The following is a 17,133-nucleotide window of genomic DNA, read 5'->3' on the forward strand; positions in this document are numbered from 1 at the left end:
ACTCAACTTCTTTATTTTACATTTTCTACTTTAAAAGTTGTCTTTCCATTTAACCCATTTGGTTGCACTTCAAAACTATTTCCTGTCTTGGTGACCGTTAGATTTTCAACGGCAGCTCCATTTGGCAGGTATACAATTCCTGTAGCTTGTGTTGTTTTGTAATCAGCAAAAACTTTTAAGGTCAATTTAGACCAATCCATATCTTTAGTAGATTGTGCCAAAGCAATGTGTGGAATTACCGTTCCGTTTTTAACTAAAACTACAATTGGGATATCTCCTACCTGAATTTTGTGCCAACCGCCTTGATACACTTTTTTAGTTTGGTAATCAATCCAGATTCCTTCTGGCAAATACACATCTCTTTCGGTTACATTTTCAAAAAGAGGAGCCACCAACATACTGGATCCGAACAAATATTCATTGTCTACTAACCATGAACCGGCATCCTGTGGATATTCTACAAACAAAGCACGTAACATGGGTAATCCTTTTTGCGCACTTTCTTTAGCTTGCGCATAGATATACGGCATGAGTTCATAGCGCATATTATCGGCTTTTCTAAAACTTTCTAAAAATTCTTTACTGTATAACCAAGGCTCAGTTGGCGGCTCTCCGTGACTCCTCACATGGGAAGTTAACATGCCGAAAGGTGTCCATCTTCTATACAAATCTTCAGGAGATTTGGTTACAAAACCACCTACATCATGGCTCCAAAAACTAAATCCAGACAATCCTAATGACAAACCTCCGCGCAATTCTGCCGACATGGCTCCATTAGAAGTTGCGGCATCTCCGCCCCAATGTAAAGGGTAACGCTGACTACCTGCCCAGGTGCTTCTTGCCCAAATTAAGGTATAGCCTTTTTCTTTTTGAGTGATTTCAGCTACTGCTTTATTGTAACGTAAAGGATACAAATTATGCTCATAAAAACCAGTTCTTCCGGAGTGATAAATTCCATCTGCGGGTGCCGCTTCACCAAAATCTACTTTAAAAACAGCAACACCTTGGTCAAATAATTTCTTCAATTTCCCTTGATACCACGTTACTGTTTCGGGATTTGAAAAGTCTAAAACGGCATCCTCATACGGTAAATTTCCTTTTCGATCTTTTACTGCCAAACCATTGTTCACAATTTCGTTAAACAACGTATTTTTTGGCGTAAAATAGGGCAGTTGCCACAAGCAAACCTGAAATCCATCATCTTTTAAATCAGCCATCATTTTTGTAGGATCATCAAATCGGGATTTTGCAAACTCATAATTATTACGCCAATCTACATCAAACCAACCCGTATCAAAGTGAATTACATCAGTAGGAATTTTATATTTTCTTAGATTTTTTGCTACTTCACGACCTTCTTTTTCGGAGAAATAGGTAATACGACTCATCCAGAAACCAAATGACCAAAGCGGAGGCATGGCGGCTTTTCCGGTTAAGTTTGTGTATTCATCCAAAATATCTTTTGGTTCCCCAATAAAAAAGAACAAATCGGCTTCGTCATCACCAATATATATTTCGTTGGCGCTGCCAAAATATTTTCCAAAATCAACTGTAATTGGTGTTGAATGGTGCATGAAAACGCCATAACCGCGGCTACTCATATAAAACGGAATGGGTTTGTACATGGTTTCGTTTTGGATACCATTGGCATCATCTGTCCATAAAACTACTTTTTGTCCACGTTTATTGAATTGAGTAAAAGACTCACCGCAACCAAATATTTTTTCATCAGGTTCCAAACTAAAAGCGGCTCCCATACTTCGAGAATAATCACTGTTTCTTCGAACAAATGAAAAAGGCAAAGCTGGTGTATAAGTGTTTTTAAAATCAGTATTATGTAAGGTACTAGTCAATAATTTCCCTTTTTCATCATAAATTTTTACGTGCCACGGTTTGGTCAAAATTTCAACTTTTCCTTTTTTGCTGATAAATTGATAACCACCGTTAATTTTAGACGATTTCCATAATTCTGGATGATTTGGAGCCACACCATCAACCAACATCAATGATGTTGTCTGCGGGTGAAATTGAGGCCCAGAAGTAGTTTTAATCCGGATGGTGCGATCTGAAATAAATTGAATTTCAAAAGGTAAAACGGGTGAAACTTCGTACTCTGTTAACGGAAACTCGTTAGCCGAAATAGTATCAGGTTTAACCAACATATTATTAAAGGCTTGTCTGGTTTGATAATTATAGCGTCGGTATTTTAATTTTCCTTTTCCGGTTTGCGTATCAAATTCAGTAAGTTCATCAGCAAAATAAAAAGTATTCAAATAATTTTCGAAATCTTTACTGACATCTATTGGAGCATTTAACACCTCAACGTTTTGAATTTGCGCCGTCCCCATACAAGAAAAAAACAGCGCTAATCCCAACGATACTAAAAGCCTGTTATGAGTTGGTTTTTTCATTGGTTTAGTAAATTATAGTTTTTTGAGTTTTTTAATTATTTAGTTGTAATTACAATGGTTTTAGGTTGTAATCCATTTGCTTTTGCTGTAACTTCAATTCGCCCTGATTCTTTTTCAGACTGTACAATAACTAAACATTTTCCAGCCATTGCCGTATGTTTGTTTCCTTTGAAAGATTCATGACTTACCGGATTTCCACTTCCTACGCCTACGATTTTACCTTTTCCTTTAACCGAAAAATGAATTTCATTTTTGGCTGTGGGAACTAAAATTCCTTTGGCGTCTAAAACATCAACTGTTATAAAAGACAAATCTTTTCCATCTGCGATAATTTCATTTCTATCAGCTGATACATTCAATTTACTTGGGTTTCCGGCGGTTTGAATTTCTTTTTCTAAAACCACTTTCCCGTCTTTTCGAGAAACCGCTTTTAAGGTTCCCGGCTGAAACGGAATTCGCCACATTACATGTAAATCGTCTCCTTTTTTACTTCTTTTTCCAACAGACTTTCCATTCAGAAATAATTCCACTTCATCGGCATGATTGTAATATGCCCAAACATCAACCGTTTGTCCCACTTTCCAGTTCCAATGCGGAAAAATGTGTAAAACATCTTTGTTTGTCCACTCACTTTGGTACATGTAATAGACATCTTTTGGAAAACCGGCCAAATCTACAATTCCGAAATACGAACTGATTGATGGCCATTCGTAAGGCGTTGGTTCTCCTATGTAATCAAAACCGGTCCAAACGAACATACCCGAAAGGAAATCGTGTTTTTTGATGATTTTCCAGGTTGCCTCGTGTGTTGAACCCCAAGGTGCTTGTACCTGATCGTAAGCTGACACAGTGTTCCCAGGATTTCCTCCTGTAAATTTCAAATCCCAACGTACCGGCCATTTTTTTATCGTATCTGAAACGGAATCATAATAACCACGAGTAGCCAAGGCAGATGTTGTTTCGGTTGCAATAAAAGGTGTAGTCGGAAAGTTTTTTTGATGAAAAGCATACGTTTGATGTGCATAATTGTACCCTATCAAATCTAAAGCTCCCGAAGCAGCAATGGCATTGAAATAGGTTTTTGCCTTATCAAATTGCAATGTCACTTCATCAATATTCATATTTACTGGTGGGTTCATTGCTACCGTTACCGGCCTTGTAGGGTCTTGCTGTTTGACTAAATCAATTAAATTTTTAGCAATTAAAACACCTGTTTCATTCCATTGTTCGGGAATTTCGTTCCCAACACTCCAAATAAAAACACTAGGATGGTTTCGGTCTCTTTTAATTTGATCAAATAAATCGCGCTCAAACCATTCGTCCCAAACCGAGGCGTAATCATATTTCGTTTTGGGTGTTCGCCACATATCAAAAGCCTCATCCATGACGATGAAACCCATTTTATCGCATAAATCTAACAGTTCTGGAGCAGGCGGATTATGAGCTGTTCGAATTCCGTTCACACCCATTTCTTTCATAATTTGTAACTGACGCTCTATGGCTCGTGTATTAACTGCCGAACCCAAAGGTCCTAAGTCGTGATGCAAGCAAACTCCTTTGATTTTAATCTGTTTATTGTTTAGGATAAATCCTTTTTCTAAATCAAATCTAAAATCACGGATTCCGAAATTCGTTTTATAGGAATCAATAACTTTCTCATTTACAAAAACCTCTGTAACTGCTGTATAGAGTTCTGGCTTTTCTACCGACCATAAAGCCGGATTTTGAATTTCAAAATCTTGTTCTATAAAAAGACTATTCGTTTCGGTAACAACAACCTCTTGTTGAGCCGTTTCTATTTTTTCATCTTCTTTGTAAATTGTAGTAGAAACTGTTATTTTTTTAGCCTCTTTATTTTGATTTCTAATCGTCGTTTCTATATGAACTTTCGCTTTTTCACTACTAACTTGTGATGTCGTAATATGTGTTCCGTTCTCTGCAACATGAACCTTATCCGTAATTTGAAGCCACACATTTCGGTAAATTCCAGAACCCGAATACCAACGCGAATTGGGTTGTTTTGAATTGTCAACTTTTACCAAAATTTCGTTGTTTGTTTCACCAAAATTTAAGTAAGGAGACAAATCGTACTGAAATCCGATATATCCATTAGGTCGTTTTCCTATATAATGACCGTTTATCCAAACCTCGCTATTACAGTACACTCCATCAAAAATGACAGAAACGATTTTGTTTCGATCGCTTTCTTTTATTTTGAATGTTTTTTTATACCACCCCAAACCGCCGTTTAAAGCTCCTCCTCCGTAACCCGCCGGACTTTTTTCATCAAATTTTCCTTCGATGCTCCAATCATGAGGTAAGTCTAAATTTTTCCAAACCGTGGTTTTTCCTATAGTATCTTTATCATTTATACTATCGTTTAAATGAAAACTCCATTCTTCATTAAATGAAATCTTACGGTTATCAAATTGATCTTGCTTTTTGTTTTTACATGAAAATAAAGTTAAAGCAAAAATACAAGTGCCTAGTAACCATGACTGCTGAAGAGATACAATTTTAAAGAATTTGAGTTTCATACTATTAATTTATAATTAAACCAACCGGCAAAATTGTTTCGCCGGCGGTTAAATATAAGTCTTAAATTAAAATAAAAGTCCTTTTATTAGTTGCTCAAAACAAAATGAAAAACCATGTATTCACTCTTAGCCGGATCGCGTTTTCCAAACCAAATATCTGTAACTACATTTCCTGTTTTAGCCGTTTTTATAATTTTCCATTGATTATTCTCTGTAGTTGAAACTGTTGCCCAAGAACTACCAATTGGAAATGTTGGCGTAATACCTGTAAATGTGATTACATTAGTTCCATCTGTACTTGTAGTAAAAGTTCCTGAAGCTGTTTTTCCGGTGCTGTCTACAGTGGTTACAGTTCCATTTTCGGAAAAGCTAATTTTATTATTAACAACAGTAGCCTGATCTGCGGCAACATACCCTGTCCATCCAGCTGCTTCGTAATCTGCAACCGAATTCCAATTATTTAAAAATGCACCTTCTAAATCGGTCCAGTTAAAAGGAGTGTCTTTACTTAAATGCCATGTTTTTGTGCTAGTCGTGGTAGTTGATAATAAATCACCAACACTTCCTCCATCTAAATCAATTTCTGGATTTGGATCTGGTGTATCTGATGGTACCCAATTATCACTGTAATCTTTAGAAATGAAATTATAAACAAGAAGGGCTGGAGTTTCGCATTTATCTCTTACTACTCCAATTTGCATCGTATTTTCGGTTAATGATAATATTTTAAGATTTGTTGACCAATTACTTGCACAACCATCTTTACCAGCATCGTGCAAAATTGTCGCTCCAGTAAGTGTTATTGTTTTATTTGTTGTATCTAAAAAATAAGTACCTGATTCTTTTTTTCCTAACATCTTATGATCGGTGGTTATCAAAGCACCTCCAGATAGACTAAAAGTCATGCTTCCATAATCGCCTTGTGGCATAAGCCATTCATTGCCTTTCCACTCGGGACTCCAATTCCAACAATCCGTACCATAACAACCATTATCTCCTCCTTCAAGCCAACCATTATCCATTCCATAAAAGAATTGTGGTCCGGCAAAGAATTTTGAAACTCCTTCTGCATTTAAATCTAGATACCATATTTTAGATTTGCCAACTCCTCCGGATAGCGCTGTCCAAAGTGGATCATCTACATAACTTAAATTATCTTGTGCAACCGTAATGGTCACGGGATCTAATTCTACAAGTCCGCCACCCGTTACCGCTGTGATTTTGATAGTGTAATTTCCTTTAAAAGCATATTGTACTTTTACTTCTGCCTTATCTGATTTTCCGGTTCCATAATCCCAATTTAAAATCACTCCGGGTGTCGTATTTTTCAAAATCACGGTATTACCTCCCGGATCTGCAGCTAAATCCTGAGTGATTTCATAATGTATATCCGATTTATCTGTCACACCATCCAAAGAGTAAGTGTCTGGAGCACATGAAGACACCAGCAGTGCGAGTACCCAACATGTTGTAAGTATTAATTTTATCTTTTTCATTGCTTTGTTTTTTAGTTAAGTTACCAACCCGCATTTTGTTTTATAACTCCATTTGACAATGTGATTTGCGTATTTGGAATCTGAATCAATCCATTAGTTTTTTGGACATTAGCAGCCGTTATAGTTTTTGTTGCTGGAGTTCCCCCGTTTAATAAGGTTGTTGTTTCTGCTATTGTAGAGGACGCTTTTGTAATTCCTTGACGCAATAAATCATAATATCTGATACCTTCTAACGCAAACTCTAAATGTCTTTCATTCATGATATTGTCCATATTCACAGGCAATGAAGTAAATGCTGACTTATAAGCTCTTTGTCTTACTTGATCAAAATAAGCCTGCGCACTTCCGCTACCCAATTCGGCTGCCATTAGTAAAACATCTGCATATCTTATTACTACATAATCTTGGTACTGACTTATATCCCAAAACTGACTTCCCATGTTTAAAGGCATATCAACTCCATTTTCATCAACCATTGGTGCGTATTTTTTATTATAATAACCAGTGTATTCTCTTTGATTATTTATTTTATCAAAAGCGATGTTTTCTTCGTTAATCCCTATTATTGTTGATAGACGTCTGGTATCATTATCTGAATAAGCATCGTATAATTTAGAATTTACAGTAACACCCCACCCGCGGCCGTACGGATATGACGAATATTCTCTCATACCAAACATTAACAACCAATGGTTTCCATCTGTATTCCCATTATAATCACTGGTATAAGTATATTTTATTGAGAATACGATTTCTTTATTATCCTCTCCTGCGTAATCATCTACTGATGCTGCTGGCCAAAGTGTTGCGAAATCATCTAACAATCCATGTCCACTTGAAGCAATAACATCTTCTAAATGGGTTAAGGCTTGAGCTTTGGTAACCACTCCTGCTAAATCCGATTTTCCGTAATATCCGGTGTAATACAAATAGACTCTTCCTAATAAAGATTTTGCCGCCCATTTGGTAATTCTTCCGCTCTCGACAGAATTGTAGGCTGCGGTAGGCAAATTATTGGCTGCAAAAACCAAATCTTCAGCAATAACTTTGTACACTTCTTCTGGAGTTGCTTGAGGTACATTTTCAGTAGTTGGAACTGTTACTAAAGGAATATTTCCCCATAAACGAACCATTTCGAAATAAAGATAAGCTCTGATGAATCGGGTTTCAGACTCGTAAGTATTTCTTAAAGTTGTATTACCACCCCATTCTATTTGATCCATTTTTGACAAAAAAACATTACAACGGTACAGTGCTTTATAATACGCAATCCAGTTGGTATTCAGCATATCTACATCCGCAGGAGAACGTGTAATATCAAACTCATCAATAGCTGCATAATTGTACCCATCAGAATTACCTGTTCCTCCAAAACAATCATCAGACATTATTTCGGTAATTACCGGAACTCCCATTCCGGAAGCTCCTGTTGCGACCTGCATCCCATCATAGCATCCTACTAGGGCAGCATAAGCATCGTCTGTGTTTTTATAAAAATTTGTATCTGTAAGTTGTGTCAAAGGTTCTGTTTCTAAACTACATGAGCCCAAAGTCAATAAACTCAAACAGAAAATATATAAATATGTCTTTTTCATTTTTTTATGTATTAAAGTTTAACGTTTAGACCCAACATAAAAGTTCTTGGTCTTGGGTAATAACCTACATCAACTCCTGATGAAAATCTTTGATCATTGTTAGAAGAACCAAATCCAATTTCTGGATCCATCCCGTCATATTTTGTAAACGTATACAAATTCAAAATCGAGAAATAAAGTCGAAACTGACTAGCAAAGAATGGTTTTGACTGCTTCATTTTGGCAAAATCATACCCTAGGGTTACCGTATTAATTCTTAAAAAGTCTCCGTCTTGAATATATAAATCTGAAAATTGTGTGAAGTTTCTATTGTCTTCGGTAACTCTTGGCATTGTGTTAGATGAACCTTCTCCGTGCCAACGACTTAATATGGCCGAAGTATAATTGCCATATGCTCCCGACTGATTTCTATACGATTGTACGATTTGATTTCCTGCAACACCATTTGTATTGATGAAAAAATCAAAAGCTTTATAACTAGCTGTGAACGAAAATCCGTAAGTAAAGTCTGGATTTGGATCTCCGATTTTTGTTTTATCCTGAGCATCAATTTTATCATCGCCGTTGGTATTCACATAAATCAAATCACCGGGAGCCGCATTTGGTTGTAAAACCACTCCAGAAGGAGACGTATAATTGTTAATTTGTTCTTGATTTTGAAAAACGCCTCCGGTTTTATATCCCCAAAAATACCCTAACGGATACCCATTTTGTGCTCTGTAAAACTCTCCTGCATTATCATAAAGCTCATTACTCAACCCATGAATAATGCCATCAGCATTCGGAATTTCACCTACTGTATTTTTATTGTAAGCACCATTAGCGCTAATAGTATAGTTAAAATCACCAACTTTATTTTGGTAACTCAAAGCTAACTCAACCCCTTGGTTCACCACATCTCCCCCATTAATAAATGGCGCATCTGCTCCTGCTGTGGCTAAAATTGGAGCTAAAATCAACCAATCTTTATTGGTTTTTTTATACCAATCAAAATTCACACTAAGTGCATTGTTAAAAAATCTGGCATCTAACCCAAGGTCTATTTGCTCTGAAGTTTCCCATTTCAAATCAGGATTGGCAATATTTTGCGGGTAAGCTCCTGGAGTAAGGACTCCTTCTTCATTTCCAAAACTATAATTGGTAGTATTTGACTTTATTAAAGATAAAAATTGAAATGAACGAATACTTTGATTTCCTACTTGCCCCCAACTTCCTCTTAATTTAAGAAAGCTGATTCCTTTTGAATCTTTTAAAAAATCTTCGTTAGATAGTACCCAACCCGCAGAAACTGAAGGAAAATATCCCCATTGATTTCCTTCGGCAAATTTTGAAGATCCGTCTGCTCTAAAAGTGGCATTTAATAAATACTTTTCTTTGTAATTGTAATTTAACCTTCCAAAATAAGACATCAATCTGTTTTCAAACCTATCTCCACTAACAGACATTCTTGCACCATCTTTATTGGTAGTATTATCAAGCCAAGCATGCTCTAAATCGTTAAAAACAGAATCAGCATTTGCAGCTTCAATTGACGTTGAATCATATTTAATGAATGTAGAACCAACCATGGTTTCAAAACGATGATTTTCACCTACATTAAATTTATAAGTCAGCAAATTATCCCAGTTGATGCTTTTACTTTTAAACATATTCTGATTAACTCTGTCAAAAGCATTGTTCGCATAAATAGACAAACGGTAAACAGGAGAATACGAATGTCCTTCGCTTACATTGTAATCTAAACCTAAAGTGGTTCTAAAAGTTAGATTGGTCAATGGCTGAATTTGCAAATAAACATTCCCTAATAATTTTTGATTATTACTTTCATTTTGGTTATTGTAAACCATTAAAGCATAAGGATTTGACATTCCCGATAACCAAGGAACCGTATCATTAGAACTGTCATAATAGTTTCCATCAGCATCATACATAGGTAATAATGGTGTTACCTGAAAAGCACTTCTCAATGAGTTGTTGTATTGGTTACCAACCCCAATACCGTTTCTATCGATATACGCAAAACTTAAATTTTCACCAATAGTCAATACATCTTTATAAAGTTTGTGCTCAGAATTAATTCTGAAATTATAACGCTCATAATTCGATAAATCTTTCCCTCCTACAATTCCTTCTTGACCTAAATAAGATAATGAAGTTGAATAAACCGAAGCTTCCGAAGCTCCAGATGCGCCAAATGAGAAATTTTTGGTAGCCGCATTATCTTCTAACATTTGATCCATCCAGTTTGTACCCGAACCCATTGCAGCAATTTCATTGTTTGTAAAATAAGGATTCTTACCTGAGTTTAAAGCCGCTTCATTTAAAATAATACCGTATTCTTTAGCATCCAATAAATCCACTTTTCGAGCTACAGATTGTATACCGTAATACTGATCAAAAGTTATTTGTCCCGGTGATCCTCGTTTACCTTTTTTAGTAGTCACCAAAACAACTCCATTAGAAGCCTGAGAACCATAAATGGCTGCTGAAGCCGCATCTTTTAAAACTGAAATAGATTCAATATCCGAGTTATTCAAATAAGAAATATCTCCCGTAAGAATTCCATCAACCACATAAAGCGGCGTACTTCCTGCAGTTGAACCAACTCCTCTAATAACTACATTTAAATTTTCACCTGGTTGCCCAGAGGTAGATGTAATTTGTATACCCGCTGCTTGTCCTTGTAAACCTTGAAGCGCGTTGACAGTATTGGTTTTAGTCAAATTTTCACCACTAACTTGAACCACAGCATTGGTAACTGTATTTTTCTTTTGTGTCCCATACCCAATCACGACAATTTCCTGCAATTGAGCCGCCTCTTCTTGTAATGAAACCGAAATGTTTTTTTGAGTTCCGACTGTTATAGCCTGTGTTTTAAAGCCCATAAAACTCACTTTTACCACATCGCCTTGTTTGGCTTGTATGGTAAATTTTCCATCAAAATCGGTAACGGTACTCGCATTCGAACCTTCCACTAAAATAGAAGCGCCCGGAACAGCCATACCATCTGTTGCCGAAGTAACTGTACCGCTGAGTTCCTGCCTCTTCTCCTGAGCAAACCCGAATTGCAGCCACATCGTACTTAACAAAACAACCACAATAAATTGCCATTTCGCAGTTGTTAAACACGTTTTACTTTTCATAAAATTTTAATTATTTGGTTAATTATTGTTAATGCTAAAACTTTTCTGGTTATTAAAAGGATAAAAGTTCTGTTTGTTTTACTGATTGAACTGTTACATTCATTTCGAACAAACACTCGTATATTATTTATGAATTCCGTTTTAGCTATAAATTTAAAAAACTGAATTACAGTAATTTATATGTTTTATTTTAAGAAAAAATTAATTCGAACAACTTAAAGTCAAAAAAACTTTAAGGATATAGTAATTATGACTACAAGTTTACATTTTATTTTTTAATTTAGCAAAAAATTAGAAATTATTTTAAACATTACATTTTTTTAAAATCATTTTTTTGGCAATACTTTAATATTTAAAAAGATTAAGACCGAAAAAGTTATTTTTTCTCAAAGAACAAAATGATTTTATAAGATTTTACATCAATTTTAACATTTTCTAACTTTTTTAAACAAATAAAACCTTGAGTTGAAGTCTAATACGCATAATTCTATTTATTTTGCCAAAAAAACATTTTACATTGGAAAAAATTGATGCCCAACGAATTGCCCAATCCGATAATTCGGCCATTGATGCCATTTCTATTGATTGCGTCATCTTTGGTTTTAACAAAGGCACCCTCGAAGTGCTATTGGTACAACATGCTCAAGGCGACAGCAAAGGAGAATGGGGACTTCCTGGTGGCTGGATAAACAAAGACGAAAGCATTGATAATGCGGCAAGCCGACTCTTGGAAGAACTTACCGGCTTGGAAAATGTTTTTTTAGAACAATTGAAAGTTTTTGGCGACCCGAAGCGTGTTCCAAACCGCAGAGTTTTAACCATTGGTTACTACGCCCTTATCAAACATGAAGAGGATGACTTACGTGCCAGCTTGGTTTTAACCGACGCCAAATGGTTCAAAATAAAAGACATTCCGCAATTGATTTTTGACCACAACGAAATCATTAATTACAGTCTCAAACACTTACAACAACGTGTGCGGCAAGCGCCTATTGGTTTCAATCTTTTGCCCGAAAAATTTACCTTACTGCAACTCATGCACTTATACGAGGAAATTTTAGGTATCGAAATGAACAAACCCAATTTTAGACGTAAAATTTTAAACATGAAATTGCTGGTTGCCTTAAACGAAAAACAACAAGATGTTTCGCATAGAGCCGCGCAACTTTATAAATTTGATGCCAAGATTTACAAAAAACTAACCGAAAAAGGATTCAATTTCGAATTTTAAAAAGTCTTGATTTAGCATTTCTGTTCTTCTCGGTTTCAACAATACGGCATCGCACTTAAATAATCCAAAAACTTGCGTTATCTTTGCCAATTGAAAAGCGTTTAAATCACTGTTGCTGTGCTATTCGCTTTACTTAAACAAAGTATACTCGTTTAGAGATTTGACCTTAAATTGAATATGAAAAAGATTCGTAATTTTTGCATTATTGCACACATTGACCATGGTAAAAGTACTTTGGCTGATCGATTATTAGGCGCTACACAAACCGTAACTGCCCGCGAAGAAAAAGCGCAGTTACTTGACAATATGGATTTGGAACGTGAACGTGGAATTACTATAAAAAGCCACGCCATCCAAATGGAATATAAATACCAAGGTGAAGATTATATCTTAAATTTAATTGATACTCCCGGACACGTTGATTTTTCATACGAAGTTTCGAGATCTATTGCGGCTTGCGAAGGCGCACTTTTAATTGTAGATGCCGCACAAAGCATCCAAGCGCAAACCATTTCTAATTTATATTTGGCTCTAGAAAATGACTTGGAAATTATTCCGGTTTTGAATAAAGTAGATTTACCAAGTGCTAATCCTGAAGAAGTTAGCGATGATATTATTGATTTATTGGGTTGTAAACTAGAAGATATTATTCACGCATCGGGAAAAACAGGTTTCGGTGTCGAAAATATTTTGGCTGCAATTATCGAAAAAATCCCCCCTCCAAAAGGAAATCCAGAAGAACCTCTACAAGCTTTGATTTTCGATTCGCATTACAATCCGTTTCGCGGAATTGAAGTTATTTTTAGAGTCGTAAATGGCGAAATTAAAAAAGGTCAAAAAATAAAATTTATGGCAACCGGCAACGAATATTTTGCCGATGAAGTAGGAACACTTAAATTAAATCAAGTACCTAAAAATGTCATTTCTACAGGAGATGTAGGTTATTTGATTTCGGGTATTAAAGAAGCTAAAGAAGTAAAAGTAGGAGATACCATTACCGATGCAAAAGTGCCTACTACCAATATGATTACAGGGTTTGAAGATGTAAAACCAATGGTATTTGCCGGAATTTATCCCGTTGACACCGAAGACTTTGAAGACCTACGCGCTTCGATGGAAAAACTACAATTAAACGATGCTTCATTGGTTTTTACGGCTGAAAGTTCGGCTGCTTTAGGTTTTGGTTTCCGTTGCGGATTTTTAGGAATGCTTCACATGGAAATCATTCAGGAACGCTTGGAACGCGAATTTGATATGACGGTAATCACAACGGTTCCCAACGTTTCGTATTTGGCCTACACCAAAAAAGAACCCGAAAAAGCCATCATTGTTAACAATCCGTCCGACTTACCGGAACCTTCAAAACTGGATCGTGTTGAAGAACCTTATATCAAAGCAACCATCATCACCAAATCTGATTTTGTGGGGAACGTAATGAGTTTGTGTATCGAAAAACGTGGTTTAATCACCAACCAAACTTATTTAACCACCGAACGAGTGGAATTGAATTTTGACATGCCATTGGCCGAAATTGTATTCGATTTTTACGACCGACTTAAAACCGTTTCTAAAGGTTATGCTTCTTTTGATTATTCGCCAATCGGAATGCGAACTTCTAAATTGGTTAAATTAGATGTATTGTTAAACGCTCAAAATGTGGATGCTTTATCCGCTTTAATTCACGAAGACAATGCGTATACTATCGGTAAAAAAATGACCGAAAAACTTCGCGAATTAATTCCGAGACAGCAATTTGACATTCCTATTCAGGCAGCAATTGGAGCAAAAATTATTGCCCGAGAAACTATTAAAGCGCTACGAAAAGACGTTACCGCCAAATGTTACGGTGGTGATATTTCGCGTAAACGTAAATTATTGGAAAAACAGAAAAAAGGTAAAAAACGAATGAGACAAGTAGGAAATGTCGAAATTCCACAAGAAGCCTTTATGGCCGTTTTGAAATTGAACGACTAATTTTTTATCTAAAAACAGAAAAAAGAGTCCTAATATAAGACCAACCCTGATGAATTAAAATTCGTCAGGGTTTTTTATTACAAAAAAATAAACAAGAAATAACTTAAAATTAAGTAAATTTATGTTGAATGTAAGGTTTTTTTTATATAAGTTTGCAGTGTGTTTTTATTAAGAAAAATCAACGTTCGAACACAAAAACAACCAAATAATTTTAAACACAAATTTTATGAAAAAGAGTATTATTACAACAGTTTTATCTTTATTTACTTTTTGTTTTGCCAATGCGCAACAAGCAGAAATCGATTCTGAAATGCACAGTGCAAAAGGAGTAACTTTTCAACAAGGCGATATGTTTCTTGAAGGTTCTATCAAAATTAGTACTGGTGGTGAAACCGATTTTTACGCTATCAATCCTAAATTTGGATACTTATTAAGTGACAAATTAGCAGTTGGAGGACAAATAAGTTTTTCAAGTTTGAAAGACGAATCAGATGATTCAAAAACCAATGTATTCGGAATTGGCGCTTTTGCTAGATATTATTTCTTAGAATTAGACCAAAAACGTTTCAAAGCTTATGCTGAAGCAGGTTTAGGTTACGGAAGAAATCAATACGAAGTTGCTGGAATTAAAGACAACAACAACAGCATTACAGCTGATATTAACGTAGGATTAAACTACTTTATTACCAAAAATTTAGCAGCAACTTTTGTGTTAGCAAACGTACTTTCTTATAACAATGTTTCTCCAGAAAACGGGCCATCGGCTAACACTTTTGAAATGAACATCAACTTATTTGAAAATATTTTTGACCAACCTCAATTCGGTCTTTTATACAAATTCTAATAATTACAGTTTTTTAATTATACTGAGACAGTCCTTAACCGGCTGTCTTTTTTTATTTCGGCAAACCAAAAAGTTAAAGTTACATTTCTTTGTACCTTTGCATCGAAAATAAAACGATTATGATAGAAGACAAAAATCCACAACGAACCAGCATAGCACAATTGGGCGAATTCGGTTTAATAACCCATTTGACTAAAGATTTCGACATCAAACAACCTTCGACATTCAAAAGCATTGGTGATGACGCGGCTGTTTTGGATTTTAAAGACAAAAAAACCGTTGTTTCGACCGATTTATTAATTGAAGGCGTCCATTTTGATTTGGCGTATATGCCCTTGAAACATTTAGGATACAAAGCCGTTGTCGTTAATGTCTCGGATATTTGTGCCATGAATGCCAAACCTACTCAAATTACGGTGTCTATAGCTGTTTCTAATCGTTTCCCATTGGAAGCGTTAGAGGAATTGTATGTTGGAATTGCCTTGGCTGCAAAAGAATATAATGTTGATGTGGTTGGCGGCGATACGACCTCATCGCAAAAAGGACTAATTATAAGTATCACCGCAATAGGTGAAGCAGATGCTGAAGAAATTACATACCGAGACGGTGCTAAAAAAACCGACTTATTAGTAGTTACCGGCGATTTAGGTGCGGCATATATGGGTTTGCAGGTCTTAGAAAGAGAAAAACAAGTTTTTCAGGTAAACCCGAATTCGCAACCCGATTTAGACCTTTATACTTATTTAATCGAAAGACAATTAAAACCCGAAGCCCGAAAAGATGTTCGCACCTTATTACACGCTTTAGAAATAAAACCCACATCGATGATAGATATTTCGGATGGATTGTCGTCAGAAATCATTCATATCTGCAAACAATCAAAAGTAGGGTGTAATTTATACGAAGACAAACTTCCGTTAGACCCCCAATTTATTTCTACTTGCGAAGAATTTAATATTGATAGTACCACGGTTGCTATTAATGGTGGAGAAGATTACGAACTTTTATTTACTATCGATATTAACGATTTTGATAAAATAAAAGGAAACCCACATTTTTCGGTCATTGGACACATGTGCGAAGAGTCAGAAGGAATTCATCTTATTACCAGAGCGGATACCAAAATTGCTTTAAAAGCGCGAGGCTGGAATGCTTTGCAGGAAGAATAGAAAAAGAACTAAAGCGGCATTATTTACATGTCGCTTTTGTTTATATAAATCCTTTTGATTTGGCTGCTTGCACTAAATCGGCATCGAGACCTGATTTTATATCAAAAATTTGTTTTAAATCCTGTAGACGTCTGTTAATAGCGGCGGTTGAAATCGGAATATATTCCGCAAAATCACCCAAAGGCGTTCCTTTAGATAAATGAAATAAAATCTCCCTATCAAACTGATCCAACTCGATAGTAATATTTTGAGAGCGTTCTAAAATTTTCAAAACCGACTCACTATAGTACAATTCATTGTTAATTACTTTATTAAAAGCCAAAAGCAATTCATCAAAAGTCAAATCGTTTTTAATGATTAAGCCTAACGGATTTATTTCCCTGATAAAAGTTTTAATTTTCAATAATTCGGTAAACATTGTCAGCAAAACTACTTTACAATTGGGCATTTTTTGCAATATCAATTTTGCTACATCGGCACCCGAGTATAAATTCATTTCTTCAAAAGCCGGCATGCTAATATCTAAAAAAGCAATATCAAACGGCGCACGAGAGTTAGTGATAATCTTATAGGCCGACTCACAATCTTTAGCCTGTACAATTTCGAACTCAAATTCCTCAGGCTTGTAGCGCGTTATAGCATTTTTATATCCTTCGATAATAAAAGGGTGGTCATCCACTATAAGAATCCTTTTATTTTGGGTTTCTAAAACTGTTTTTTGAGACATTTTTGG

Annotated in this window: 10 protein-coding genes; 4 read left to right on the plus strand and 6 right to left on the minus strand. The window is 35.6% G+C overall.

Annotated features, from left to right (window positions below; translation table 11 throughout):
* Positions 1–11 precede the first annotated feature (11 nt).
* The 5 genes from I5M07_RS06145 to I5M07_RS06165 form a co-directional block, all read right to left on the minus strand.
* Positions 12–2,411 (minus strand): glycoside hydrolase family 31 protein, encoded by a 2,400-nt coding sequence (locus I5M07_RS06145; RefSeq protein WP_200105340.1) that lies wholly within the window; start codon positions 2,409–2,411, stop codon positions 12–14.
* A 35-nt stretch (positions 2,412–2,446) separates the two neighbouring features.
* Positions 2,447–4,948 (minus strand): beta-galactosidase GalB, encoded by a 2,502-nt coding sequence (gene galB / locus I5M07_RS06150; protein WP_200105341.1) that lies wholly within the window; start codon positions 4,946–4,948, stop codon positions 2,447–2,449.
* Between the two features lie 86 nt (positions 4,949–5,034).
* Entirely contained in the window at positions 5,035–6,444 is a 1,410-nt protein-coding gene (locus I5M07_RS06155) for a hypothetical protein (protein ID WP_200105342.1), read from the minus strand.
* A gap of 20 nt (positions 6,445–6,464) precedes the next feature.
* Positions 6,465–8,039 carry a RagB/SusD family nutrient uptake outer membrane protein gene (locus I5M07_RS06160; RefSeq protein ID WP_200105343.1) on the minus strand — a complete coding sequence of 525 codons (1,575 nt, stop codon included), beginning with the start codon at positions 8,037–8,039 and terminating at the stop codon, positions 6,465–6,467.
* Between the two features lie 11 nt (positions 8,040–8,050).
* A complete protein-coding gene (locus I5M07_RS06165; protein WP_200105344.1) occupies positions 8,051–11,182 on the minus strand; it encodes a SusC/RagA family TonB-linked outer membrane protein in 3,132 nt (1,043 codons plus the stop codon).
* A 517-nt stretch (positions 11,183–11,699) separates the two neighbouring features.
* Between I5M07_RS06165 and I5M07_RS06170 the strand changes: the two genes are divergently transcribed.
* The 4 genes from I5M07_RS06170 to thiL all read left to right on the plus strand — a co-directional run bounded on the left by I5M07_RS06170 (position 11,700) and on the right by thiL (position 16,400).
* Positions 11,700–12,413 (plus strand): NUDIX hydrolase, encoded by a 714-nt coding sequence (locus I5M07_RS06170; RefSeq protein WP_200105345.1) that lies wholly within the window; start codon positions 11,700–11,702, stop codon positions 12,411–12,413.
* 177 nt (positions 12,414–12,590) lie between these two features.
* Positions 12,591–14,387 (plus strand): translation elongation factor 4, encoded by a 1,797-nt coding sequence (gene lepA / locus I5M07_RS06175; RefSeq protein WP_200105346.1) that lies wholly within the window; start codon positions 12,591–12,593, stop codon positions 14,385–14,387.
* 226 nt (positions 14,388–14,613) lie between these two features.
* Positions 14,614–15,231 carry an outer membrane beta-barrel protein gene (locus I5M07_RS06180; RefSeq protein ID WP_200105347.1) on the plus strand — a complete coding sequence of 206 codons (618 nt, stop codon included), beginning with the start codon at positions 14,614–14,616 and terminating at the stop codon, positions 15,229–15,231.
* 119 nt (positions 15,232–15,350) lie between these two features.
* Positions 15,351–16,400, plus strand: coding sequence for a thiamine-phosphate kinase (thiL, locus tag I5M07_RS06185; protein ID WP_200105348.1), 1,050 nt, complete (start codon positions 15,351–15,353; stop codon positions 16,398–16,400).
* 40 nt (positions 16,401–16,440) lie between these two features.
* Here thiL and I5M07_RS06190 read toward each other — a convergent pair whose 3' ends face one another.
* On the minus strand, positions 16,441–17,127 hold the full coding sequence (locus I5M07_RS06190) for a response regulator (RefSeq protein WP_200105349.1): 687 nt from the start codon (positions 17,125–17,127) through the stop codon (positions 16,441–16,443).
* Positions 17,128–17,133 lie beyond the last annotated feature (6 nt).

The organism is Flavobacterium agrisoli (genome assembly GCF_016522065.1).
Lineage (GTDB): Bacteria > Bacteroidota > Bacteroidia > Flavobacteriales > Flavobacteriaceae > Flavobacterium > Flavobacterium agrisoli.